The following is a 22916-nucleotide window of genomic DNA, read 5'->3' on the forward strand; positions in this document are numbered from 1 at the left end:
ATGGAATTTCTCGTGGCCTCCGCCATCGGCATCATGACCGCCGCCGGACTTTATCTTGTACTGCGCCTGCGCACCTTCCCGGTGATCCTTGGCATGTCGCTGCTGACCTATGCGGTGAACGTGTTTCTTTTCGCCTCGGGGCGTCTGACCATCGGGGCGCCGCCGATCCTCGTCAAAGGAGTCGAGACCTATACCGACCCGTTGCCGCAGGCGCTTGTGCTGACGGCGATCGTGATCTCGTTCGGCATGACAGCAGTGATCGTGATGATCGCGCTTGGCGCCTATCTGGGGGCGGATGACGATCACGTGGACGATCCCAAGGACGACGACGGACAGAAGGAGGATGCGGCATGATGCACTGGATCATCGCCCCGGTCGTTCTTCCGTCCATGCTGGCGCCCTTCATCGTGCTGGGCGCGCGCTATCACATTTCGATCCAGAGGACGATCTCGATCGCCGGGATCCTTGCGCAGATCGCCATTGCGCTGGGGCTGTTCGTGCAGGCCGCCGATGGCACCGTGACGCTTTATCAGCTCAGCGACTGGGCCGCGCCCTTTGGCATCGTGGTCGTGGGCGACCGGCTTTCGACGCTGATGGTGCTGCTAACCGCCGTGCTGGCGCTCTTCGTGATGCTTTACGCCATTGGATCGAAATGGGACGAGCGCGGACGGCATTTCCACGCCCTTTTCCAGTTCCAGCTGATGGGGATCATGGGGGCATTCCTGACCGGCGACCTCTTTAACCTTTTCGTGTTCTTCGAGGTTTTGCTAATCGCCTCTTACGGGCTGATGATCCATGCAGGGGGTACGGCGCGGTTGCGCGCGGGCGTGCAATATGTGCTTTTCAACCTTCTGGGCTCGACCCTCTTTCTCTTTGCGCTCGGATCGATCTATGCCGAAACGGGCACGCTCAACATGGCCGATCTGGCCGAGCGCGTGACGCTGATCGACCCCGCCGACAGCGTCGGCATCCGCGTGGCGTCGGTGTTGTTGCTTCTGGTCTTTGCGATCAAGGCGGCGGTGGTGCCGCTGCATTTCTGGTTGCCGTCGAGCTATGCCGAGGCGCCGCCGCCGGTTGCCGCGCTCTTCGCGATCATGACCAAGGTGGGCGCCTATGCGATCATCCGGGTCTACACGATGATCTTCCCGCCCGATCTGGAGGTGACGGCGGGACTGCACGGTCTGTGGTTGCTGCCCGCTGCGCTGATCTCTCTGGCGCTCGGTATGGTAGGTGTGCTGGCCGCGCGCAAGCTGGACCGGCTGGTGGCCTTTGCGGTGATCGGATCGATGGGTATGGTGATGGTGTCGATCTCTATGTTCACGCAGGAAAGCATCGCTGCCGCGCTCTACTATATCCTTCACTCGACGCTGGCCGCCGCCGCGCTTTTCCTGATCGTGGATCTGGTGGGAGCGGGCCGCGCCAATCTGCGGCTCAAGGCCTTGCCGATGATCCCGGGGGCCGCTTTGGTGTCGGGCATGTTCTTCGTGGCGGCGATCGCCATGGCGGGTCTGCCGCCGCTTTCGGGCTTCGTGGGCAAGCTGCTTATCCTTGACGCGGCCTATACCACGCCGCTGATGGTCTGGACCTGGGCCATCGTCCTGTCCACCAGCCTTATCGCCGTGGTGGGCTTTGCCCGGGCTGGCAGCACGGTTTTCTGGAAGGCGAAAAGCGTGCCGGTGGATCCGCCCCCGGAGCCTGAGGCCGGCAATGCCGCGAAACCCGTGAAAGAGGCCCCTGCCCCATCATCGCTGTCCTTTGTCGCGGTGGGGGGGCTTTTGTCGCTGACTGTTCTGCTGACGGTCTTTGCAGGCCAGGTACATGGCTACATGACTGCGATGTCCCAGCAACTGTTCCAGCCGGTGCCCTACATCACCACCGTGACCGAAACCCCCGGCAAGCTGAGCAAGCCAAAAGGCTATGACGACAAGGCCGAAGGGGAAAAGGCCGAGGGCGCAAAATCCGGGGACGCGGCCTATGGTGCCGAGACAGACGGCGACGCCAAGTCAGAGGAGGCGCATTGAGATGACCGGGTTTTTCAACCGTCTTTTGCCGCACCCGTTCCTGACGCTGTTGCTGACCGTGGTGTGGGTCATCCTGCAGAACAACGTCAGCGCGGGCATGGTGGTCTTCGGCCTGATCCTTGGCATCATCATTCCGCTGATCACCGCCGTCTGGTGGCCTGACCGTCCGAAAGGACTTCGGCTTGGCAAGTTCATCATCTACACGCTGATCGTGATGTGGGACATCATCGTCGCCAATATCGAAGTGGCGTGGATCGTGCTGACGCGGCCCAATGCCAAGCTGCGTCCGAAATGGGTCGTCGTGCCGCTTGAGCTGCGTCATCCCGAGGCGATCACGATTCTCGCGGGGACGATCACGCTGACCCCTGGCACGGTGTCGGCGGACCTCTCGAACGAGGGGCACAGCCTGCTTGTGCACGCGCTGGACACCGACGACCCCGATGAGGTGCGCGACCAGATCAAGGCCCGCTACGAGGCGCGATTGAAGGAGATTTTCTCATGAACGGAGAGCTTGATATCGTCCATGTCTCGGTGATCATCGCCTTCGCGGCGCTTTCAGTGTCGCAAGTCATGGCGATGATCCGGCTGGTGATCGGCCCCGATACCGGCGACCGGATCCTCGCGCTCGACACGATGGTGGTGAACGCCATCGGCCTGATCGTTCTTCTGGGCATCAGCCAGGGCACGCAGATCTATTTCGAGGCCGCGATGATCATCGCCATGCTGGGCTTTGTGTCCACAGTGGCGCTGGCGCGGTTCATTTTGCGGGGGGACATCATCGAATGATTGCCGCTTATGCCACCGCCGCCTGCCTGATCATCGGGGCCGGGTTCGCGCTTGTCGCTGCGATCGGTCTCTTGCGGTTCAACGATTCCATGACCCGCATGCACGCCCCCACGAAGATCGGCACGATCGGGATCGGCGCGCTTCTTCTTGGGTCGATGATCCACGCCTACGAGACCGGCCACGGATCCTTCCATGAGCTGTTGATCATGGCGTTTCTGTTCGTGACCGCGCCGATTTCGGCGAATTTCATCGCCAAGGTGAATCTTCACTGCCGGTCCTGCGAAACGCCGCCCGCGCCGCCGCGCGACGATACCTGGTCGACGCTGGATGCCCCCACCGACGAGTCGAACGGGGCCAAGACGCGGTCGTGATCCGCGCGACGCGAAATTGAGCGGGACGTCTGCCTGACGCAAAGGCAGCGCCACCTGACCGGCATGGCCGCTTGCACCTTGGGCCATGTGTTTTATCATCCGCCCTATAACCGGCCAGTATCGGCCGGATGAAACCAGGGAGAAACCTAATGACACGCAAACTAGTTCTTGCGGCGGCTTTGCTTGCGACCACAGCGGCGGGCGCCTCTGCCGAAACGCTTCGCTGGGCGCGCGCGGGCGATTCGCTCACGCTTGATCCGCATGCGCAGAACGAGGGGCCGACGCACACGCTGGCGCACCAGATCTATGAACCGCTGATTATCCGCGACATGACCGGCGCGCCGCAGGCGGCGCTGGCCACCGACTGGGCGCCGAGCGAAGACGATCCGAACATCTGGGTCTTCAACCTGCGTCAGGGCGTGAAATACCACGACGGCGCGGATTTCACGGCAGAGGACGTGATCTTTTCGATCAACCGCGCGAAATCCGAGAATTCCAACATGAAGGAGCTTTTGAACTCCATCGTCGAGGTGCGCGCGGTGGACGATCACACCGTTGAATTCGTGACCGACGGGCCGAACCCGATCCTGCCCGCGAACCTCACCAACCTCTTCATGATGGACAAGGGTTGGGCCGAGGCCAATGACGCGGTCGAGGTGCAGGATGTGGAAGGCGGCGAGACCACCTTTGCCGCGACCAATGCCAACGGCACCGGCGCCTTCAAGCTGGTCAGCCGCGAGCCGGACGTGAAAACCGTTCTTACACAGAACGAGAATTACTGGGGCATGAACGACTTCCCGATGGACGTGACCGAGATCATCTACACCCCGATCCAGAACGCCGCGACGCGCGTTGCTGCCCTTCTGTCGGGCGAGGTGGATTTCATCCAGGACGTGCCGGTGCAGGATTTGGGCCGTGTTGGCGAGACCGACGGCCTGGTCGTGAAGACCGCGCCGCAGAACCGGGTGATTTTCTTCGGCATGAACATGGGCGCCGAGGACATTGCCAATGACGATGTCGAGGGCGCCAACCCGCTGTCGGACGTGCGCGTGCGCCGGGCAATGTCCATGGCCATCAACCGCGACGCCATCCGGCAGGTCGTGATGCGTGGCCAGAGCCAGCCCGCCGGCATGATTGCGCCGCCCTTCGTCAACGGCTGGTCCGAAGAGATGGACCAGGCCAGCACCGATATCGAGGCCGCCAAGGCGCTGATGGAGGAAGCGGGCTATGCCGACGGCTTCTCGATCCAGCTTGATTGTCCGAATGACCGCTACGTCAATGACGAAGCGATCTGTCAGGCCGCTGTCGGCATGCTGGCGCAGATCGGCGTGACCGTGAACCTCGACGCCAAGCCGAAGGCGCAGCATTTCCCGCTCATCACCAACGGCGAGACGGATTTCTACATGCTGGGCTGGGGCGTGCCGACCTACGATTCGGAATACATCTTCAACTTCCTCGTTCACACCCGTGGTGAGGAGCGCGGAAGCTGGAACGGCACGGGCTATTCCAACCCCGATTTGGACGCCAAGATCGTGAGCCTTGCGTCTGAAACCGATCTGGACAAGCGCAACGCCACCATCGCCGAAATCTGGGAGGTCGTGCAGGACGAGCAGCTTTACCTGCCGATCCACCACCAGGTGCTGAACTGGGGGATGACCGATGCGGTCGGCATCGAGGTCAGCCCCGAGGATGATCCGAAGATGAAATTCTTCACCATGAACTGAGACCTTGAGGGGCGGCCGTTGCGCCGCCCCTTTCCGCCCTGCCCCGGCGGCGTGCCGGACAGGGCCTGCGGTGGGGGACCCCGAAAATGCTGGCCTACATGATCCGGCGCGTGGCGCAGTCCGTTCTGGTGCTTCTGGTGGTGGGGCTTGTGGCCTTTGCGATGTTCAGTTTCGTGGGCGACCCGGTGGACAACATGCTGGGGCAGGAACGCACGCAAGCCGACGTGGAACGTCTGCGCGCCGAGCTGGGGCTCGATCAGCCGTTCATCGTGCAATACTGGAAATTTCTGGAACAGGCCGTTCAGGGCAATTTCGGGCTGAGCTATCGGCAAGGGCGGCCTGTTGCCGAGATCTTGGCCGAGAGGCTGCCCGCGACACTGGAGCTGGCGTTCGTGTCGGGCGTGATGGCCTTTGCGGGCGGTGTCGGTCTTGGCATCTTCACCGCGATACGGCGGCGGGGGATCGCGGCGAACACGATCATGACGCTGTCGCTGATCGGCGTGTCGCTGCCCACCTTCCTGATCGGTATTCTTCTCATCTACGTCTTTTCGGTCGAATTGGGGTGGTTACCCAGTTTCGGGCGCGGGGACGTGGTGCATCTGGGCAGCTGGAGCACTGGGTTTCTGACCGAAAGCGGACGTCTGGCGCTGATCCTGCCGGCGATCACACTGGGGCTCTACCAGATGACGCTAATCATGCGGCTGGTGCGCACCGAGATGCTGGAAGTGCTGCGCATGGATTACATCCGCTTTGCCCGCGCGCGCGGCCTGCGTGAACGCGCAATCAATTTCCGGCACGCGCTTAAGAACACGCTGGTGCCCGTGATCACCATCACCGGCCTTCAGCTGGGCAGCATCATCGCCTTCGCGATCATCACAGAAACGGTGTTCCAGTGGCCGGGCGTCGGCCTTCTTTTCATCAATGCGGTCCAGTTCGTGGATATCCCCGTGATGGCCGCCTACCTGATGATGATCTCGGTGATGTTCGTGGGCATCAATCTGATCGTGGACATGCTTTATTTCGCTATCGACCCGCGCCTGCGGGCGGACCGGACCGGAGGGGGCCACTGATGACAGACGCCCCGATGACCCCCGAGAAAGCCCCTCGCCCCTCGCGTCTCAAGCGCGCATGGGAGAGCGATTTCATGTGGTCCTTCCGCCACGCGCCCGTGGCGGTGGTGTCCTTTGCCGTGGTGACGGTGCTTGTGCTGGCGGCCGTCTTTGCGCCGCTGATCGCGCCGCACAATCCTTTCGATCCCGGTACGCTGAACTTGATGAACGGGTTCACCCCGCCGGGCGTGCCGAACCAGTTCACCTCGGACACGTTCCTGATGGGTACCGACGATCAGGGGCGCGACGTGTTCTCGACCATCCTTTACGGGATGCGCATCTCGCTTTTCGTGGGATTCGCGGCGGTTTTCCTGGCCATGCTGATCGGCATCACGCTGGGCCTGCTGGCGGGCTATGTGGGCGGCTGGACGGAATCCATCATCATGCGCGTGGCCGATGTGCAGCTGACCTTTCCGGCGATCCTGGTGGCGATGCTGATCTTCGGGATCGCCAAGGGGATCACCCCGCCCGAATACCGCGACCAGATGGCAATCTGGGTGCTGATCCTGGCCATCGGCCTGAGCGACTGGGTGCAGTTCGCCCGAGTGGTGCGGGGCACGACATTGGTGGAGAAGAACAAGGAATACGTGCAGGCGGCGCGGCTAATCGGCCGGTCGCCTTTCGCCATCATGCTCAAGCATATCCTGCCCAACGTGTTGAACCCGGTTCTGGTGATCGCGACGATCTCCCTGGCGCTGGCGATCATCGCAGAGGCGACGCTGTCCTTCCTCGGCGTGGGGGCGCCACCGACCAAGCCAAGCCTTGGCACGCTGATCCGGATCGGACAGGAATTCATGTTCTCTGGCGAGTGGTGGATCCTGTTCTTCCCGGCGATGACGCTTTTGGCGCTGGCGCTGTCGATCAACCTGCTGGGTGACTGGCTGCGCGATGCGCTGAACCCGAGGCTGCGGTGATGACGCGCGCGATCCCGATGTCAGGCGCGCGGCGCGTCGGTACACCAACGGTCTTCGACCCGTTCCCAGATCACGTCACCTGCGGTGGCGTGGATGGTCACGGCGTCGGTTTCTGCGGTCAGAACCTCCGCGCCGATGATGTTGAGAAAAAGCGCGAAGGCTTCGGTCGTCAGGCACATGGTCGGTCTCCTTGCTTGAGGCGTTGGCCCTCCGTGTCGGCGTGTCACGCTATCATGCATGATCCGGTGTTGCGGCGCGGCGCAAAGGACCGCGCGGTAGAACTTTACACGCAAAACGTGAAAATCCTGCCCACGATTTGGGCGTACCGCCCACGACGCACCTTCCATTTCCCAAATGCAGGCCAGCCCTCATGAGCGATAACCCGATCCTGTCCGTCCGCGATCTGGTCGTGGAGATCCCAACGCGCCACGGCATCCTGCGCCCCGTAGATCACGTAAGCTACGACATCCATGCCGGCGAAATCCTTGGCGTGGTGGGCGAAAGCGGTGCGGGCAAATCGATGACCGGCAATGCGGTCATTGGCCTTCTCGATCCGCCGGCGCGGATCGCCGGGGGCGAGGTGCTGCTGAAAGGAGAGCCGATTCACAACATCTCACGCGACAGGCTGCGGCGCTTGCGGGGAAACCGGATGGGCATGATCTTTCAGGATCCGCTGACCTCGCTCAATCCGCTGCTGACAGTGGGCGATCAACTCGTCGAGACGATCCTCGTGCATCTGAAAGTCGGACAGTCGGAGGCGCGCAAACGTGCCATCGCCGCGCTGGACGAGGTGGGCATTCCCGCCGCCTCGCAACGGATCGACAGCTATCCTCATGAATTCTCGGGCGGTATGCGGCAGCGCGTGGTGATCGCGCTGGCCCTTTGCGCCGAACCCGAACTGGTCATTGCGGACGAGCCGACGACGGCACTGGATGTAAGCGTGCAGGCACAGATCGTGGCGCTTCTCAAACGGCTGTGCCGGGAACGCGGCGTGGCGGTGATGCTGGTCACGCACGATATGGGCGTGATCGCCGAAGCCGCCGACCGCGTGGCGGTGATGTATGCGGGCCGTCTGGCAGAGCTTGGCCCTGTGCGCGAGGTGCTGACCCGCGCGCACCATCCCTATACAGCGGGCCTCATGGCCTCGACCCCGCTTGCCAGCCAGGGGCGCAAGCGTCTTCGCCAGATCCCCGGCGCCATGCCGCGCCTGGGCGCCCTGCCCGAGGGCTGTGCGTTTCATCCGCGCTGCGAGCGCGCCGAGGCGAAATGCCGGCAGGATCCCGGCCCGAGGATCGACACCTGCGACGGGCGCGCGGCCTGCTGGTTCCCGGTGACCGAGACGCAAGAGGACAAAAAAGAGGTGCAGGCATGAGTGCGCTCATCTCCGTGCGCGGGCTGACACGGATTTTCGACGTGTCGAAACCGTGGCTGAACCGGGTGATCGAACGCAAGCCGAAGGCGCTTCTGACGGCGGTATCGGATGTGAGTTTCGAGATCGAGGAGAACTCGGTTTACGCGCTGGTGGGGGAAAGCGGATCGGGCAAATCGACCATAGGCAAGATCATGGTGGGCCTCGTGCCGCCAAGCGACGGACATGTCGAGATCGACGGCGTGGACCTGGCGACCGAAACGGATGCCGCGAAAATCGAAGCGGTGCGCGCCGATATTCAGATGATCTTTCAGGATCCCTATGCCTCGCTCAACCCGCGCTGGCGGGTACGTGATATCATCAACGAACCCGTCGCCGCGAAAGGCGGCAACGTCGAGGGGCTGGCCGAACGGCTGCTGGATCAAGTGGGGCTGTCTGCAGCGGATGCGGGCAAATATCCGCACGAGTTTTCCGGCGGCCAGCGGCAGCGGATCTGCATCGCCCGGGCGCTGGCCTCCGAGCCGAGGATCATCGTCTGCGACGAGCCGACCTCGGCGCTCGATGTGTCGGTGCAAAGCCAGGTTCTGAACCTCATGTCGGATCTGCGCGAGGAATTCGGGCTGACCTATCTCTTCATCTCGCACGACCTGACGGTGGTGCAGCACATGGCCGACAAGATCGGCGTTCTCTATCTTGGCCGGCTGGTGGAAGAGGCGCCGCGCGACCGTCTGTTTCACGAGCCGAAGCATCCCTATACGCAGATGCTCTTCGATGCCGCTCCGCGCATGGATGCCTTCGGGCGCGAGGTGGAGCCACCCAAGGGCGAGATCCCCGATGCGATCAATCCGCCATCGGGCTGTGCCTATCACCCGCGATGCCCCATCGCCGTCGAGCGGTGCAGCCGCGAACGGCCGAAAATGCGCAAGATCGGCGAGACAAGAGTGGCGTGTCACCTGGCGGAGTGAGGGTCCACGCCGTCGAAGGGCCGCGGTACGGCGATGGCGCGGCGGCACCGCAAGCTGCGCCATTATTCCGCGCCGTGCAATCTGCTCGAACTGACCGCCGCTAACAGGCCGCCATCAGCCGATAGACGATCTGGGCGGTGGTGAAATCCCAAGCCGTATTCCCGTCTGGCGCAAGTTCCACCACGTCGAAGCCGACACAAGTGCGATCTTTCAGGGCGTGTTCCACGAGGTGCAGCGCCTGGTAATATCCCAAGCCGCCCGGCACCGGTGTGCCGGTTGCAGGCATGATCGACGGGTCAAGCCCGTCCACGTCGAAGCTGACATAGACATGTTCGGGAAAGCTGTCGGGCAGGTCGATCTGGTAGAGGGCGTTGGTCACCAGGTCCTCGGCGTCGCGGTAGAAAACCTTGTTGCGGGCGCGGCTGTCCACCTCTTCCTGGCAGAGCGCGCGGACGCCGAACTGGGCCAGATGCACGCCCTGTTCCGCCAGCAGGTGCATGACGGAGGCGTGAGAGTGTTTTTCGCCTTGATAGGCGATGCGCAGGTCAGCATGGGCGTCGATCTGAACCAGACCGATCGGCATGTCCGTGGCGCGGGCCACGCCCATCACCGCCCCGTAGCTGAGGGAGTGTTCGCCCCCTAGCGTGACGGGGATCCGGTCGGCCTTGACCGCGGCGGCGGTGCGGGCGGCGAGACGCTCCATCACGTCCGGCAGTGGACCAGTGCAGTCAAGCGGATCCTCGGTAAAGATCCCCTTGGCGCAGGGCTCGCCCCCGTTGCAGAGCCGTTCCAGTTCGTTTGATGCCTCGATGATGGCCGCCGGACCCTGCGCGGTGCCCGCGCCGTAGGACACGGTGCGTTCGAGGGGTACCGGAATGACACGAAAGCGGGCGTCTTCGCCGCGCTCGTCCTCGGTCAGTTCGCTGTCGAGAAAGATGCTCATGACAGACGCTCCTTGAAATCGTCGTACCCGAATTGCCGGATCATGCGCAGCTCGTCCGTATCACTGTTCCAGAGAGCTATGGCCGGCAGTGGCACGCCATTGAAGGTGTTGGTTTTGACCATCGAGTAATGCGCCTGATCGAGAAAGGCGAAACGCTGGCCCACCTTCAGCGGTTCGGCGAAGGTGTAGTCGCCGATCACATCCCCGGCGAGACAGGACGGCCCGCCCATGCGGTAGGTATGGCCCATCTCGGCCTCGTCCATCAGCGCGGGGCGGTAGGGTGCCTCGATCACATCGGGCATATGGCAGGTGGCGGAGATATCGGTAATGGCGAGCGGTATGCCGTTTTGTGGCGTGTCGAGGATTTCACCCACGAGGATGCCCGCGTCGAGCGCCACCGCCTCGCCCGGTTCGAGATAGACCTCGACGCCGTATTTGGTGCGGATCTCCTTGAGAAAGGCCACCAGCGCAGCCCGGTCATAGTCGCCGCGCGTGATGTGATGCCCGCCGCCGAAATTGAGCCACTTCAAGCCCTTGAGATAGGGGGCAAGTTTCGGCTCGACCGCCGCCCAGGTTCGCTGAAGCGGCTCGAACCCCTGTTCGCAAAGCGTATGCATATGGAGGCCATCGACGCCATCAATCGCCTCGGGCGTGAGCAGGCTGACGGGCGTTCCGAGGCGCGAACAGGGTGCTGCCGGGTCGTATTTGGGAACCTCACCTTCGGAATGTTCGGGATTGAGGCGCAGGCCGATGCTGCGGCCAGCCTTTTTGCACAGCCCCCCAAAGCGGGCCTTCTGGGCCGGACTGTTGAAGATCACATGATCCGAAAGTGCGATGATCTCGTCGATATCGCTATCCTTGTAGCCCGCGCAATAGGTCGCGACCTCGCCGCCGTATTCTTCACGGCCCAATCGCGCCTCGAAGATGCCGCTGGCGCAGGTGCCGCCGAGATATTGGCGTACGAGGGGGGCGAGGGCGAACATGGAAAAGGCCTTGAGCGCCGAGAGGACATGCGCGCCGGATTGGTGGCCCACATCGGCCAGCGCCTTGAGGTTGCTTTCCACCCTAACCTCGTCGACCACAAAGCAGGGGCTGGGGACGCGGGACAGGTCGAAGTTTCGGAAGGCGCCCGCGTCACCGGCCTGGGTTTGCATCATCTGGGTCATGCGTCTCTCCGGGTTTTGCCGGGCCTCGTCGGGCCGCGGTGCGGCGATCCTGCCCTTGAGCTAAAGCGCTTTGTTTCTGCCAAGTCTGCGTAAGTTTCGAGCTTTTCGCCTAGCCTAGCCAAATCGCCGCGCCGTGGGTGCGGCCCGGCGATGCGCGGCGGCGTGGCAAGCCACGCCTTGATTCCGCGCAACGTGCCAAGCTGGCAGCCGTCAGAACTTCACCGGGCCATCCAGCTCGTGCACCTGCCACGGCAGGCCGTGATTGTTGAGCATGTCCATGAAATCCTCGACGTCGAGCTGTTCCATGTTCCACACGCCCGGCTCGGTCCAGTTGCCCTTGAGCACCTGCGCCGCGCCGATCATGGCCGGGACGCCGGTTGTGTAGCTGACGGCTTGGCTTCCGACCTCGCGGTAGCATTCCTCGTGGTCGCAGATGTTGTAGATGTAGTAGGTCTTTTCGCCCGACCCATCCAGAGCCTCGCCCGTGGCGATATCGCCGATACAGGCCTTGCCCTTGGTCTGCGCGCCAAGATCGCCGGGATCGGGCAGCAGGGTCTTGAGGAACTGGATCGGAATGATCTCGACGCCGTTATGCATAACCGGGTCGATGCGGGTCATGCCGACATTTTCCAGCACCTTGGCGTGGGTGATATAGGCGTCGCCGAAGGTCATCCAGAACCGCGCGCGCTCGATCTCGGGGAAGTGGGTTGAGAGGCTTTCGAGCTCTTCGTGATACATCAGGTACATGTTCTTGGGCCCGATGCCGGGAAAATCGAACTCGACCTTGTGGGACATGGCCGGCGTGATCTTCCACTCGCCCTGTTCCCAGTGCTTGGCGTCCTGCAGGACCTCGCGCAGGTTGATCTCGGGATTGAAGTTAGTGGCGAAGGCCTGATCGTTGGAGCCGCCATTGGCGTCGAGCACGTCGATCTGGCGGATGGTCTTGAGTCTGTGGTCCTTGAGCCACTTGGCGAACACGCTCGTCACGCCGGGATCGAAGCCGGAGCCGAGGATCGCCACGACGCCCGCTTCCTTGAACTTGTCATGGTAGGCCCACTGCCACTTGTATTCGAACTTGGCCTCGTCCTCGGGCTCGTAATTCGCGGTGTCGAGGTAATGCACCCCGGCCTCAAGGCAGGCGTCCATGAGCTTGAGATCCTGGTAGGGCAGCGCGAGGTTGACGAGGATATCCGCGCCGGTCTCTTTAATGAGCGCGACCGTAGCGGCCACGTCCATCGCGTCGAGCGCGGCGGTGGCGATATCGACGCCAACGCGATCCTTCACGCTTGCGGCGATGGCGTCGCATTTGGCCTTGGTCCGGCTGGCAAGGGTGATGTCCCCGAATATATCGGCGTTCATCGCCATCTTGTGCACCGCGGCATGGCTGACGCCGCCCGCGCCCACAACAAGGGTCTTGGTCATGGTGGTCCTCCTCAGGCTGAATGCCGTTCGTAATAGGTATAGCCGTTGATCGAGGCGCGATAAGCCTCGATCAGGGTCTTTCGGTCGCTGGTGGCGACGGTGCCTTCGGACGTGGCCTCGTCCACCATCTTGCGGAAGGCGGCGATGCAGTCCTGTGGATCAAATTCAACCGCCGCCATGACCTCGGAAATACTGTCGCCTTCCTGTTCGTGCAGCAGGTCGAACTTGCCATCCGGACGCAGGTCGATGGTAACCACATTGGTGTCGCCGAAGAGATTGTGCAGGTCGCCCAGCGTTTCCTGATAGGCGCCGACGAAGAAGACGCCGAAGTAATAGGGCGCATCCTCTGGCAGTGAGTGCACGGGCAGTGATTGGAAAATGCCGTCGGCGAGAATGAAGCGGTCAATCTTGCCGTCGCTGTCACAGGTGATATCCGACAGGATCGCCTGCCGGTCGGGCGTCTTGTTCAGCATCTGCAGGGGCACGATCGGATGCAGCTGGTCGATGGCCCAGACATCGGGCAGCGACTGGAAAAGTGAAAAGTTGCAGTGATACACATCTGCGATGCCGCGCATGTCGTCGGAAAGATCGCTTGCGTCTTCAAGCTGTGCGACGACCTCCTTGATCCGCGCCATGAGCGAAAGATAGATCCGCTCGGCCCGGGCCATCTGGCGAAGATCGACGAAACCGCGCCGGAAGAGCGCGCGCAATTCGTCGCGATAGTAGCTGGCGTCGTTCCAGCATTCCTGTACCCGCTCGGGTGTCAGGTAGCCGCCCACGGCGGCGAGGTCGGACACCAGATGGTTGTCGCCCTCTTCCGGCGCGGGCGTGTCGGGGGCGTCGTACTTGGTGCTTTCCAGCGCCTCGAAGATCAGCATCGAAGACGTGGCCACCAGCGCCCGGCCGCTTTCGGTGACCAGCACGGGGTGCTTGAGGCCGGCCTCGTCCATGGCGTAGGCCACGGTTTCCACGACATTGGTGCAATATTCCTCGACCGTGTAGTTGATCGAGTTCTCCGTCGCGCGCTTTTCGCCGGTGTAATCCACGCCCAGACCGCCGCCGAGGTCGAGATGCGTGAGCGGCGCGCCCTCGCCCGTCAGGGCCACGAAGTAGCGGCAGGCCTCGGCCACGGCTCGGCGCACGTCGATCACGTCGGGCACTTGGCTGCCCAGATGCGAGTGCTGAAGTTGCAGGCAATGCAGAAGCCCCTCGTCGCGCAGGCGGTCGACCACGCGCAGAAGCTGGTCGGTGTTCATACCGAAAGCCGAGCGGTCGCCCGAGCTTTCCTGCCATTTGCCACCAATCTTCTGCGTGAGCTTGACGCGCACGCCCAAAAGCGGGTCCTCACCCAGTTCGCGGGCCACCTCGATCACGGTTTCGGCCTCTTTCGGGCTTTCCAGCACGATGACCGTGTTGAAGCCCAGCTTGCGCGAGAGAATGGCAAGACGGATGAATTCGGAATCCTTTACGCCGTTGCAGACGATCAGCGCCTCACGCGAGAGCCTATGCGCGAGCGCCACCACCAGTTCCGGTTTGGAGCCGGCCTCGAGACCGAACTCATACTGCTTGCCGAACTCCACGATGCGCTCGACCACCTGCGCTTGCTGGTTGACCTTGATCGGAAAGACGCCGCGATAGGGCGCCTGGTAGTTCAGCCGCGCGATGGCGTCGGCGAAACCCTGGTTGATATGCCGGATCTCGGCCTCGAGAAAGGATTTGACGCGCAGCACGACCGGCGCGGCGATACCTCGCTGATCGAGATCCTTCAGAATTTCCGGCAGGCTGATCGGGGTGGCGCCAGGGTGCATCGGGTCACAAAGCGCCACCTCGCCGTTATCGAGCACGGTGATGAGGCCCTTGGACCAGCGGTCCACGCCGTAGATGTCTTCGTGGATCGTGCGCAAATGCTGCATCGAAGCGGCTTTCCTTGGTTGCGGTCGCTTTGCGCCTCTGACGTGGGCGCGGCGTATTGAGAACAGGGTTAGCAAAGCCACACGCAAGAGGCCATGCCGGTGGGGGATTTATCTAGCGCGCGAGCCGCGATTTCATCGCCGCCTCGGGAAAGCAGGTGGCGGGCTGGCCTGTCGCCTCTTGCCAGCACCCGATAGAGCGGCGGGTCTTGAAGCCGGGCAGGCCATCGATGCCGCCCACGTCATGCCCCATCGCCACTAGCGCGCGCTGCATCGCGGCCACGTCCGAGCGGTAAAGCCCGCCCACACGGCCCCAGGGGGCGGCGAAGTCGCCGACGTTGAACTGGATCCGGTCGCCGACATGGCCCACGAAAAGGGCATAAAGGTCGCTCATGTTGTAGTCTTTCAGTACGTAGAAATTGGGCGTGACGATAAAGGCGGGACCGTTGCGGCCCGCGGGCATCAGAAGAAAGCCCTCGCCGCGGCGTTCGTGATCGGGAAAAGGGCGGCCCGACACGCGGGTGAATCCGAGGCGTTCCCAGTCGGATATGCGGCGGCCCTGATCGGGGCCTTCGAGGGTGCAGGAGACACTGCCGGGCACGCGCACCTCGAAGCCCCAGTCGCGCGCAGGCTGCCAGCCGTGACGCGCGAGGTAGTGCCCGATGGAGGCGATGGTATCAGCCTCGGAGCGCCAGATATCGGCGCGGGCGTCGCCATCGCCGTCGACCGCGTACTTCAAGAAACTGGTGGGCATGAATTGCGGCTGGCCCAGCGCACCCGCCCAGCTGCTTTTCATGGCTTTGCCCGGGGCGTGGCCGGCCTCGGCGATCTGCAGCGCGGCCAGCAGTTCCTCGGTGAAATAGTCGGCCCGCGTGCTCATGAAGCCCTTGGTGCCCAGAACCTCGAAGGCATTGTGAGGGATGTCGACGCGGCCGTAACCGCTTTCGCGGCCCCAGATGGCCAGGATGATGCGCCCTGGCACCCCGGTTGCGCGCTCGGTGCGTGCAAGTGCTGCGGCATGACGGCGGGCCATCTCCTTGCCCACGGAGGTCGCGCCGGTGACGGCGCCGCGTGAGAAATACTTTCCCGGCGAGCCGAATTCGGCCTGCCGCTGCGTCTTGCGCCCCTGCGCGGGCATGCCCGGCGGGACGAGGTCTGGCAGGTTCCAGTTGAGAGAAACGCCGCTGAAAGCCGATTGGAACGTGCCGCGCGACACGCCGCGTGCGCGGGCGGCGGGCCAGACGGTCTGCTCAAGCCACGACTGGTATTGACGCTCGACCGCCGCGCGGTTCTGCGCATTGGCGGGGACCATGGCGAGGCATAAAAAAAACGCGGCAAGCGTGATGAGATGGCGCATGACGGTGCGGCTCCCCTGCCCCGGCCTCAGGCCGCGGGTGCGCGGACGTTGGTAAGATGCCCGGTCTTGATCCAGAGTTTGGCACCCCCGGGTCCGGCGGAGAGGTCGACCGCCTGCCCGTCGGCGCGGCGGATCCAGCTCCAGGGTTCCAGCACCTCGCCGTCCAGCGTCAGCGCGCCCGAGATCAGCAGGATCTCGGCGCCGTGCGGCGCGGTCACGACGGCGCGGGTGCCCGGCTCCCAGATTTCAAGCCGCACATCTTCGTGCCCGTCCTTGAACAGCGGCGAGACGCTCACGCCCGGACGGGTGGCATCGTCCACCGCGCCGAGCTTGTCAGTGGCGATGCGCACATGGCTGCGGTCCTCGGGCTGCATCTGCCACAGCTTGACGAAGATCACGCATCCGGGCTTGGAGCCGGGCGTGTGCGAGGAGGTGGGAGGGTTGCGGATATAGGCGCCTTCGGGGAAGTCACCATGCTCGTCGGAAAAGACACCCTCGAGCACCACGAACTCTTCGCCGCCGTCGTGTGTGTGGGGCGAAAACGCGCTGTTAGGCGCAAAGCGCACGATGGTCGTGGCGCGCGCGACTTCGTCGCCGATCCGGTCAAGCATCATACGTTCGACCCCCGGCATGGGCGACGGCGTCCATCCCGCCTCGCTGGGTTTGACGACCACGTTTTCAGAGAAATCCGCGTTGAGTTCCATCGGTGCCTCCTGCCGTTCGATTTGCGCAGAGTTTAGCGCCCGTACCGGGATTGTCGCGTCAAAACCGAGAGGTTTTCTGCAAGCCCGGCGCGGGAGCCTGCTCAACGGTAAGGCGCGTTTGCGGAAAAAACAGGCAATCGACGGAGAATTGGGCGCTCTTGCGCAACCAGAGCCTGCCGGGACATGGTATTCCGTAGGAAAGTTGAGGACTGTAAAGCAGATCCCACCGGAGTGACGCGCGTATGACCGACACGAAATTTTTCGATGAAATGTGGGGGTTCGAGGAAAATCTTCGTGAACCCTATGAGAAGTTTCACGACTGGTTCAAGCAAGAGGACATGTCGCGGCTGCGCGCCAAACAGCGCGAGGCGGAAGATCTTTTCCGGCTGACCGGGATTACCTTCAACGTCTATGGCCGGGCGGAGGCCGAGGAACGGCTGATCCCCTTCGACATCATCCCGCGCATCATTTCGGGCACAGAGTGGTTCCGCCTGTCGCGCGGCATCGAGCAGCGCGTGCGGGCGATCAACGCCTTTCTGCACGACATCTATCACAAGCAGGAGATCATCAAGGCGGGCCGCATCCCAGCCGAGATGATCGCGGCGAACGAGGCCTTCCTGCCTCAGATGATCGGGGTGGAGCCGCCCGGGGGAGTTTACACCCACATCGTCGGCATCGACCTTGTGCGCACAGGGGCGGGCGAGTTCTACGTGCTGGAGGACAATGCCCGGACACCCTCGGGCGTGAGCTATATGCTCGAAAACCGCGAGACCATGCTGCAGATGTTCCCCGAGCTTTTCTCGCGCAACCGGGTGCAGCCGGTGCAGAACTATCCCACGAGCTTGCGCCGGTCGTTGGGCGCGACCGTACCAGTTAACGGCACCGCCAACGACGGCGAGCCGGTTGTCGCAGTCCTGACGCCGGGGATATTCAATTCGGCCTATTTCGAGCATGCGTTTCTTGCCGATCAGATGGGTGTGGAACTTGTTGAGGGGCATGACCTGCGCGTCGTGGACGGGCGCGTGGCGATGCGCACGATCCGGGGTTACACGCCCATTGACGTGCTTTATCGGCGCGTGGATGACGATTTCCTCGATCCGCTGAATTTCCGCCCCGACAGCCAGTTGGGCGTGCCGGGCATCATGGATGTCTACCGCGCGGGCGGGATCACCATCGCCAATGCGCCGGGCACGGGCATCGCCGACGACAAGGCGATTTATTCCTACATGCCCGACATTGTCGAGTTTTATACCGGCGAACGGCCGCTTCTGAACAACGTGCCGACCTGGCGCTGCTCTAATCCGGACGACCTGGCTTATGTGCTCGACAACCTGTCCGAGCTTGTCGTCAAGGAAGTGCATGGATCGGGCGGGTACGGCATGCTGGTTGGTCCGGCGGCCACGAAGAAGGACATCGCGGAGTTCCGAAAGAAGCTGGAGGCGCGGCCCAGCAACTACATCGCGCAGCCGACACTGAGCCTATCGACGGTGCCGACCTTCACCCGCGCGGGGCTAAGCCCGCGGCATGTGGATTTGCGGCCCTTCGTGCTCGTCAGCCCCAATGACATCAACGTCACCCCGGGTGGATTGACGCGGGTGGCGCTCAAGAAGGGCTCGCTGGTGGTCAATTCCAGCCAGGGCGGCGGCACCAAGGACACCTGGGTTCTGGAGGAGTGAGGGCGATGCTGGGCAAGACCGCGAACGGACTCTTCTGGATGTACCGCTATTTGGAGCGGGCGGAAAATACCGCGCGCCTGATCGAAACCGGTCAGCGTATCGCGCTGACGCGACTGGGCGACAGCGACGAGGAATGGCGCTCGGTGCTTTTATCGGCTGGCGTCTGGCCGGGCTACGAGCAGTACAAGGGCGAACTCACCAAGGAAGGCGCCATAGACTGGCTCTTGCGGTCGAAGAATAATCCGTCCTCTGTGCGGGCCTGCATCGGCACGGCCCGGATGAACGCGCGTCTTGTGCGCACCGCGTTGACCGGCGAGGTCTGGGAATCGGTGAACGCCGCTTACATGAACGCCGAGAAGATCCTAGCGCGGCAGGTGTCGGAACGCGATCTGCCGGGATGCCTGCGCACGCTGCGCCAGCATACCGCACTGGTGCGGGGCATGACCCACGGCACGATGCTGCGCGAGGCAAATTACGAATTCTCGCGGCTGGGCACTTTCCTGGAACGCGCCGACAACACCGGACGGATCCTGGACGTGAAGTACTATGTCCTTCTGCCCTCGGCCCGGGCGGTGGGCAGCGCGCTGGACAATGTGCAGTGGGAATCGATCCTGCGCTCGGTCGCCGCGCGCGGAGGTTTCCGCATGGGCCACAGTTCGGACGCCGGCCCGCGCGAGATCACACATTTCCTGATTCTCGATCAGCGCCTGCCGAGAAGCCTTGCCTTTTGCGCGCACAGGCTGCAGGACAACCTCAAGCGGCTGAACTCCGGACGCGGCAAGCCCACAGACAGCATGAAACTCGTCGATATGCTCTTGCGGAAGTATCTCACGCACGAGGTCGAGGCGATCTTCGAATACGGGCTTCACGAATTCATTCAGGAAATCTTGGGTCTTCTGGGTGATCTTACCGCACAGATCCAGATCGACTATCGATTCTATGAGTAACGCCTTATGCGCCTGACCATCTATCACAAGACCCATTATCGCTTTGACGATGAAGTGACCTATGGGCTTCAGCAGTTGCGCAAGACGCCGAAAACCTCGCACCAGCAATACGTCATCAGCTGGCAGACCAAGGTCGAGGGCGGGCGCAAGGAGCTGAGCTTCGAGGATCACCACAACAATCTGGTGGAACTAATCAGCTTTGACCGCAACGCGACCGAGGTCACGGTCTCCAGCCAGGGCGATGTGGAACTGGAAGACACCAGGGGCATCGTGGGCCGGCATCTGGGCCCGTCCCCGCTCTGGCTTTACGGCAAGGCGACACCTCGCACACAGGCCAAGGCCGGGGTCAAATCGCTGTTGAAGAAGCTCGACAGCAAGGATCGCGGCCTTGAGACGATGCATGCGCTCTCCGCACTGATCCGCGAGACGATCAAATTCCGTGTCGGCTCTTCGCAACCCCACTGGACCGCTGAGGATTCCATCACCGCGGGCGAAGGGGTGTGTCAGGATCACACGCATATCTTCCTTGCCTGCGCACGCGCGCTGGGGGTCGAGGCGCGCTATGTGTCGGGGTATCTGATGCTCAACGACCGCATCGTTCAGGACGCCATGCATGCCTGGGCGGAGGCGCATATCGAGGGTCTGGGCTGGGTCGGCTTCGACATCTCCAACGGAATCTCGCCCGACACGCGCTATGTCCGCGTGGCGACCGGGCTCGACTATATGGACGCCGCACCTATATCGGGCACAAGGATCGGCGGGTCGGGAGAGCGGCTCGACGTCCAGATCGAAGTCACTCAACAGTAAGAAACGGACGGACATGACCTATTGCGTCGGGATGGTTCTGGATCGCGGACTGGTCTTCATGTCCGACACCCGCACCAATGCAGGGCTCGACAATATCTCGACCTTCAAGAAGCTCACCACGTGGGAAAATCCCGGCGAGCGGGTGATTACGGTTCTGTCGGCGGGCAACCTGGCCACCACGCAGGCGGTGATCAGCCTGCTGGACGAGCGCAGCAAATCTGCGGGCGACCGCCAGCCTTCGCTGCTCAAGTCGCCATCTTTGTTTCAGGCGGCGCGGATGGTGGCCGAAACCCTGCGCGAGGTGATCGATAACCACGGCAAGGGTGGTCAGCAGGCCGACAGCACGTTCAACGCCACGATCATGCTGGGCGGTCAAATCGCGGGTAACCCGCCGCGCCTGTTCCTGATCTATCCCGAGGGCAACTTCATCGAGGCCGGTGAGGACACGCCGTTCTTTCAAATGGGCGAGACCAAGTACGGCCGCCCCATCCTGGTGCGCGCCTATGACAAGGGCATGAGTTTCGAAGAGGCGATGAAGTTGCTTCTGGTGAGCTTCGACTCGACGCTCAAGGCGAACCTCTCGGTGGGCCTTCCCTTCGATTTCCATTGTTATGAGACCGACAGCCTTCAGGTCGGACGCACGGGACGGATCGAGGTGAGCGATCCCTATTTCGAGACGATCTCGAAGGGATGGGGTGAAGCACTAAAGCTCGCGCTGGATCAGTTGAACGCGTTCGAGTTCGACGCTCATGAATGACGTGAGCAAGGGAACAAGTCGTAGGTCTGCAGGAGCCTCACCTCGAAAGCCCCCCTGTCACGCTCGCGAAATAGTGCGTGATTGCTGCCAGGCGACTGCATCGAAGACCGTTTTCGCAAGTTGAGATTGAAGCAGAAAGAACGTTTCTCTTATTTCACGAAGTAGTCGCAAGAAATGGAAGGAATGACATTGCCTAAAGATGTGGTTTTAAGTGCGTTCGTCATTTCGATTTTTGCAGTCCCTGCAAATGCACAGCAACAGTTTTCACCGGGCGATGTATGGGCTCGTTTCGCAGAGACCTGCGGGCAAGTGATATCCGACCCGGACGGCTATATCGATGGATTGGAGCGTCCTGGCGCACTGGGCGAACGCGTGATTTCGGAAAGCCCGGATGGAAAGGCCGTATCGATCTACTATCCCTCGGCCAATGCATATGACGAGGTCGAAATATATGTGATTGGAGAGCGTGAAGTCCGAGATTGCTCTGTCATCGGCCAGTTTTACAGTATGGACACTTCGCAACTCGCATCGGATTTCCGTGAGATCGTTGCCGGCGATACCCAGCTGGCGATCGCCGGAGGACACGCGCCGCAAGACTACTCCGAAGAAGGCTCGACCTATACCGTGGAAGAAATCTATCTTTTCGCGATTGATGGCCTTTGGCCGGAGCAAGATCTTGTCACCGTTGCACATGTGATTGGCGGTGAGCTGCAACTCATGGTCCAACAAATCGTAAATTGAGAAAAAAAGACCCGGCGCTATGGCCGGGCCCTTTGTCTTTTGGATCGGGACAGGAGTTAGCTCGCCTGTTTCTGGTTTTGTGCCAGTTGCATATCGACCCGCTCGACGGTGGCGTCGACCTCGGGGTGGTGCATGTCCATGCTGTGGCTAATCTGCTGCACGAGACGGTCGACACGTTCGATATTGGTCGCGCCGCCTAGAATGGCCCGGGCGGCCGACGAGGGCTTTAGCAGGTTTTCCGCGGCCTTGGCGTATTTCTCGAACGGTACGAGGTCGTCAGCGTCCGCGCCGAGAGCCTCGGCCAGATTGAAGACAAAACCATAGACGGAGGCCGACGTCTCAATATCATCATAGACTGCTTCGCGGATCGAGCGCGGCTCGCCCGTGGTGACGCAGCGGTAATTCCCGCACAGCAGCATGCTCCACTTCGCGAGCGGCACGAAGAGCGAGTCGAATGCGCGCAGTTTCACCGGGACATCGTTGCCGTCGATCGTCACTGCGGCGATGTCGGCCTCAAGCGTATCGAGGATCTTGTTGTGCTCGGCGTTAGGGAACCGCGCCGCCTTGAAGTTGGTGGGCAGGCCGACATGCAGCACGTTGGCCTTCTCCTCCGGCGGGCGGAAAGCCTGCGGGTCGGGGCTGCAGAGCGTCGTCAGATCGGGCTCGAATTCTGCCCAGATCGACGGATCGCTGTAGGCGGCGTTGAGATTGGCGTGCTTGAGCTGCGGGATCCGCTTGAGATAGGGGAGCGGCGGCATGTTCATGATCGACAGGCACGGGACCTTTGCTTTGGCGATGCGCGACATCAGATCCCGCAAGCTGGGCGCGCTGTACTGCGGCTCCTGCATGGCGAGGGCGACCATGTCGTATTGCGACGGATCCGCGGCCTCGGGCACAACGGCTGCAATCTTGCCGGGCAGATCCTTGGAAAAGATCGAGCGGTGTTCGCTTTCGCCCTTGAGCTTGATACGCACCTCGGTGCCTTCGGCGTTGATCAGATCGGCGGTCGCCTGACGGCAGACGAGATCGACGTCATGGCCGGCCATCGCCATCTTGGTGCCAAGAAGCGAACCGTAAGATGCGCCGAGGATGAGAATTTTGTAAGACATGTCTGTCCCCCCTTACTTCGCGGTATCGGTGGGTGTGTAATATTATTGCGCGAAGAAATCACACATTTACGAGAATGTGTGTTATATGTGATACCAACAAAGGTAATTTTTGTTGGTA

The 22916-nt window shown here is 62.2% G+C and carries 23 protein-coding genes; 15 read left to right on the plus strand and 8 right to left on the minus strand.

What is annotated here, in order from left to right; all coding sequences use genetic code 11:
- The 8 genes from EZV60_RS15210 (at nt 1) to EZV60_RS15245 (ending at nt 6925) form a co-directional block, all read left to right on the plus strand.
- Nucleotides 1–354 (plus strand): Na+/H+ antiporter subunit C, encoded by a 354-nt coding sequence (locus EZV60_RS15210; RefSeq protein ID WP_135506459.1) that lies wholly within the window; start codon nt 1–3, stop codon nt 352–354.
- Nucleotides 351–2021 carry a monovalent cation/H+ antiporter subunit D gene (locus EZV60_RS15215; protein WP_135506460.1) on the plus strand — a complete coding sequence of 557 codons (1671 nt, stop codon included), beginning with the start codon at nt 351–353 and terminating at the stop codon, nt 2019–2021. The genes EZV60_RS15210 and EZV60_RS15215 overlap by 4 nt, the downstream gene beginning before the upstream one ends.
- 1 nt (nt 2022) lies before the next feature.
- Nucleotides 2023–2523, plus strand: a complete 501-nt coding sequence (locus EZV60_RS15220; protein WP_135506461.1) for a Na+/H+ antiporter subunit E — start codon at nt 2023–2025, stop codon at nt 2521–2523.
- Complete coding sequence (locus EZV60_RS15225; RefSeq protein WP_135506462.1) at nt 2520–2807, plus strand: K+/H+ antiporter subunit F; 288 nt, start codon at nt 2520–2522, stop codon at nt 2805–2807. The genes EZV60_RS15220 and EZV60_RS15225 overlap by 4 nt, the downstream gene beginning before the upstream one ends.
- Nucleotides 2804–3178: a monovalent cation/H(+) antiporter subunit G gene (gene mnhG / locus EZV60_RS15230; RefSeq protein WP_135506463.1), complete on the plus strand. Its 375-nt coding sequence runs from the start codon at nt 2804–2806 to the stop codon at nt 3176–3178. The genes EZV60_RS15225 and mnhG overlap by 4 nt, the downstream gene beginning before the upstream one ends.
- Nucleotides 3179–3327: 149 nt before the next feature.
- Complete coding sequence (locus EZV60_RS15235) at nt 3328–4902, plus strand: ABC transporter substrate-binding protein (protein ID WP_135506464.1); 1575 nt, start codon at nt 3328–3330, stop codon at nt 4900–4902.
- Between the two features lie 86 nt (nt 4903–4988).
- On the plus strand, nt 4989–5972 hold the full coding sequence (locus EZV60_RS15240) for an ABC transporter permease (protein WP_135506465.1): 984 nt from the start codon (nt 4989–4991) through the stop codon (nt 5970–5972).
- Nucleotides 5972–6925: an ABC transporter permease gene (locus tag EZV60_RS15245; protein ID WP_135506466.1), complete on the plus strand. Its 954-nt coding sequence runs from the start codon at nt 5972–5974 to the stop codon at nt 6923–6925. Before EZV60_RS15240 ends, EZV60_RS15245 begins: the two co-directional genes overlap by 1 nt.
- A gap of 20 nt (nt 6926–6945) precedes the next feature.
- On the opposite strand, the gene EZV60_RS19150 is transcribed toward EZV60_RS15245, so the two are convergent.
- Nucleotides 6946–7104: a hypothetical protein gene (locus EZV60_RS19150; protein ID WP_167853544.1), complete on the minus strand. Its 159-nt coding sequence runs from the start codon at nt 7102–7104 to the stop codon at nt 6946–6948.
- 191 nt (nt 7105–7295) lie between these two features.
- On the opposite strand from EZV60_RS19150, the gene EZV60_RS15250 reads away from it, so the two are divergent.
- Both EZV60_RS15250 and EZV60_RS15255 read left to right on the plus strand, forming a co-directional pair.
- Nucleotides 7296–8297, plus strand: coding sequence for an ABC transporter ATP-binding protein (locus EZV60_RS15250; protein ID WP_135506467.1), 1002 nt, complete (start codon nt 7296–7298; stop codon nt 8295–8297).
- Nucleotides 8294–9259, plus strand: coding sequence for an ABC transporter ATP-binding protein (locus EZV60_RS15255; protein WP_135506468.1), 966 nt, complete (start codon nt 8294–8296; stop codon nt 9257–9259). The genes EZV60_RS15250 and EZV60_RS15255 overlap by 4 nt, the downstream gene beginning before the upstream one ends.
- A 100-nt stretch (nt 9260–9359) precedes the next feature.
- Here the strand turns inward: EZV60_RS15255 and speB are convergent, their stop codons facing one another.
- From speB to EZV60_RS15285, 6 genes are all read right to left on the minus strand, one after another.
- The gene (speB, locus tag EZV60_RS15260; RefSeq protein WP_135506469.1) at nt 9360–10202 is read right to left on the minus strand and encodes an agmatinase; all 843 of its coding nucleotides are present in this window, start codon (nt 10200–10202) and stop codon (nt 9360–9362) included.
- Nucleotides 10199–11368: a carboxynorspermidine decarboxylase gene (locus EZV60_RS15265; protein ID WP_135506470.1), complete on the minus strand. Its 1170-nt coding sequence runs from the start codon at nt 11366–11368 to the stop codon at nt 10199–10201. The genes speB and EZV60_RS15265 overlap by 4 nt, the downstream gene beginning before the upstream one ends.
- Before the next feature lie 210 nt (nt 11369–11578).
- Complete coding sequence (locus EZV60_RS15270; protein ID WP_135506471.1) at nt 11579–12790, minus strand: saccharopine dehydrogenase family protein; 1212 nt, start codon at nt 12788–12790, stop codon at nt 11579–11581.
- An 11-nt stretch (nt 12791–12801) separates the two neighbouring features.
- Nucleotides 12802–14703, minus strand: coding sequence for a biosynthetic arginine decarboxylase (gene speA / locus EZV60_RS15275; RefSeq protein ID WP_135506472.1), 1902 nt, complete (start codon nt 14701–14703; stop codon nt 12802–12804).
- A gap of 112 nt (nt 14704–14815) precedes the next feature.
- A complete protein-coding gene (locus tag EZV60_RS15280) occupies nt 14816–16057 on the minus strand; it encodes a lytic murein transglycosylase (RefSeq protein ID WP_135506473.1) in 1242 nt (413 codons plus the stop codon).
- Nucleotides 16058–16083: 26 nt separating this feature from the next.
- Complete coding sequence (locus tag EZV60_RS15285) at nt 16084–16761, minus strand: cupin domain-containing protein (protein WP_135506474.1); 678 nt, start codon at nt 16759–16761, stop codon at nt 16084–16086.
- 242 nt (nt 16762–17003) lie between these two features.
- On the opposite strand from EZV60_RS15285, the gene EZV60_RS15290 reads away from it, so the two are divergent.
- The 5 genes from EZV60_RS15290 (at nt 17004) to EZV60_RS15310 (ending at nt 21689) form a co-directional block, all read left to right on the plus strand.
- Nucleotides 17004–18437: a circularly permuted type 2 ATP-grasp protein gene (locus tag EZV60_RS15290; protein ID WP_135506475.1), complete on the plus strand. Its 1434-nt coding sequence runs from the start codon at nt 17004–17006 to the stop codon at nt 18435–18437.
- A 5-nt stretch (nt 18438–18442) separates the two neighbouring features.
- Nucleotides 18443–19384 carry an alpha-E domain-containing protein gene (locus tag EZV60_RS15295; protein ID WP_135506476.1) on the plus strand — a complete coding sequence of 314 codons (942 nt, stop codon included), beginning with the start codon at nt 18443–18445 and terminating at the stop codon, nt 19382–19384.
- A 6-nt stretch (nt 19385–19390) separates the two neighbouring features.
- Nucleotides 19391–20191, plus strand: a complete 801-nt coding sequence (locus EZV60_RS15300) for a transglutaminase family protein (RefSeq protein WP_135506477.1) — start codon at nt 19391–19393, stop codon at nt 20189–20191.
- A 13-nt stretch (nt 20192–20204) separates the two neighbouring features.
- Nucleotides 20205–20948, plus strand: coding sequence for a proteasome-type protease (locus tag EZV60_RS15305; RefSeq protein ID WP_167853545.1), 744 nt, complete (start codon nt 20205–20207; stop codon nt 20946–20948).
- 174 nt (nt 20949–21122) lie between these two features.
- Complete coding sequence (locus tag EZV60_RS15310) at nt 21123–21689, plus strand: hypothetical protein (protein ID WP_135506478.1); 567 nt, start codon at nt 21123–21125, stop codon at nt 21687–21689.
- A gap of 56 nt (nt 21690–21745) precedes the next feature.
- On the opposite strand, the gene EZV60_RS15315 is transcribed toward EZV60_RS15310, so the two are convergent.
- The gene (locus tag EZV60_RS15315; RefSeq protein WP_135506479.1) at nt 21746–22798 is read right to left on the minus strand and encodes a ketopantoate reductase family protein; all 1053 of its coding nucleotides are present in this window, start codon (nt 22796–22798) and stop codon (nt 21746–21748) included.
- Between the last annotated feature and the right edge of the window lie 118 nt (nt 22799–22916).

Origin of the sequence: Roseovarius aestuariivivens (assembly GCF_004761875.1) — a bacterium.
GTDB lineage: Bacteria > Pseudomonadota > Alphaproteobacteria > Rhodobacterales > Rhodobacteraceae > Roseovarius > Roseovarius aestuariivivens.

Excerpts from the sequence above, each read along its gene's own strand:
- EZV60_RS15215 (WP_135506460.1), top strand. The coding sequence starts at position 351 with ATGATGCACTGGATCATCGCCCCGGTCGTTCTTCCGTCCATGCTGGCG.
- EZV60_RS15220 (WP_135506461.1), top strand. The coding sequence starts at position 2,023 with ATGACCGGGTTTTTCAACCGTCTTTTGCCGCACCCGTTCCTGACGCTG.
- EZV60_RS15250 (WP_135506467.1), top strand. The coding sequence starts at position 7,296 with ATGAGCGATAACCCGATCCTGTCCGTCCGCGATCTGGTCGTGGAGATC.
- EZV60_RS15280 (WP_135506473.1), bottom strand. The coding sequence starts at position 16,057 with ATGCGCCATCTCATCACGCTTGCCGCGTTTTTTTTATGCCTCGCCATG.
- EZV60_RS15285 (WP_135506474.1), bottom strand. The coding sequence starts at position 16,761 with ATGGAACTCAACGCGGATTTCTCTGAAAACGTGGTCGTCAAACCCAGC.
- EZV60_RS15290 (WP_135506475.1), top strand. The coding sequence starts at position 17,004 with ATGACCGACACGAAATTTTTCGATGAAATGTGGGGGTTCGAGGAAAAT.
- EZV60_RS15245 (WP_135506466.1), top strand. The coding sequence starts at position 5,972 with ATGACAGACGCCCCGATGACCCCCGAGAAAGCCCCTCGCCCCTCGCGT.
- EZV60_RS15300 (WP_135506477.1), top strand. The coding sequence starts at position 19,391 with ATGCGCCTGACCATCTATCACAAGACCCATTATCGCTTTGACGATGAA.
- mnhG (WP_135506463.1), top strand. The coding sequence starts at position 2,804 with ATGATTGCCGCTTATGCCACCGCCGCCTGCCTGATCATCGGGGCCGGG.
- EZV60_RS15225 (WP_135506462.1), top strand. The coding sequence starts at position 2,520 with ATGAACGGAGAGCTTGATATCGTCCATGTCTCGGTGATCATCGCCTTC.
- EZV60_RS15265 (WP_135506470.1), bottom strand. The coding sequence starts at position 11,368 with ATGACCCAGATGATGCAAACCCAGGCCGGTGACGCGGGCGCCTTCCGA.
- EZV60_RS19150 (WP_167853544.1), bottom strand. The coding sequence starts at position 7,104 with ATGTGCCTGACGACCGAAGCCTTCGCGCTTTTTCTCAACATCATCGGC.
- EZV60_RS15310 (WP_135506478.1), top strand. The coding sequence starts at position 21,123 with ATGGAAGGAATGACATTGCCTAAAGATGTGGTTTTAAGTGCGTTCGTC.
- EZV60_RS15210 (WP_135506459.1), top strand. The coding sequence starts at position 1 with ATGGAATTTCTCGTGGCCTCCGCCATCGGCATCATGACCGCCGCCGGA.
- EZV60_RS15295 (WP_135506476.1), top strand. The coding sequence starts at position 18,443 with ATGCTGGGCAAGACCGCGAACGGACTCTTCTGGATGTACCGCTATTTG.
- speA (WP_135506472.1), bottom strand. The coding sequence starts at position 14,703 with ATGCAGCATTTGCGCACGATCCACGAAGACATCTACGGCGTGGACCGC.
- EZV60_RS15235 (WP_135506464.1), top strand. The coding sequence starts at position 3,328 with ATGACACGCAAACTAGTTCTTGCGGCGGCTTTGCTTGCGACCACAGCG.
- EZV60_RS15240 (WP_135506465.1), top strand. The coding sequence starts at position 4,989 with ATGCTGGCCTACATGATCCGGCGCGTGGCGCAGTCCGTTCTGGTGCTT.
- EZV60_RS15270 (WP_135506471.1), bottom strand. The coding sequence starts at position 12,790 with ATGACCAAGACCCTTGTTGTGGGCGCGGGCGGCGTCAGCCATGCCGCG.
- speB (WP_135506469.1), bottom strand. The coding sequence starts at position 10,202 with ATGAGCATCTTTCTCGACAGCGAACTGACCGAGGACGAGCGCGGCGAA.
- EZV60_RS15315 (WP_135506479.1), bottom strand. The coding sequence starts at position 22,798 with ATGTCTTACAAAATTCTCATCCTCGGCGCATCTTACGGTTCGCTTCTT.
- EZV60_RS15255 (WP_135506468.1), top strand. The coding sequence starts at position 8,294 with ATGAGTGCGCTCATCTCCGTGCGCGGGCTGACACGGATTTTCGACGTG.
- EZV60_RS15305 (WP_167853545.1), top strand. The coding sequence starts at position 20,205 with ATGACCTATTGCGTCGGGATGGTTCTGGATCGCGGACTGGTCTTCATG.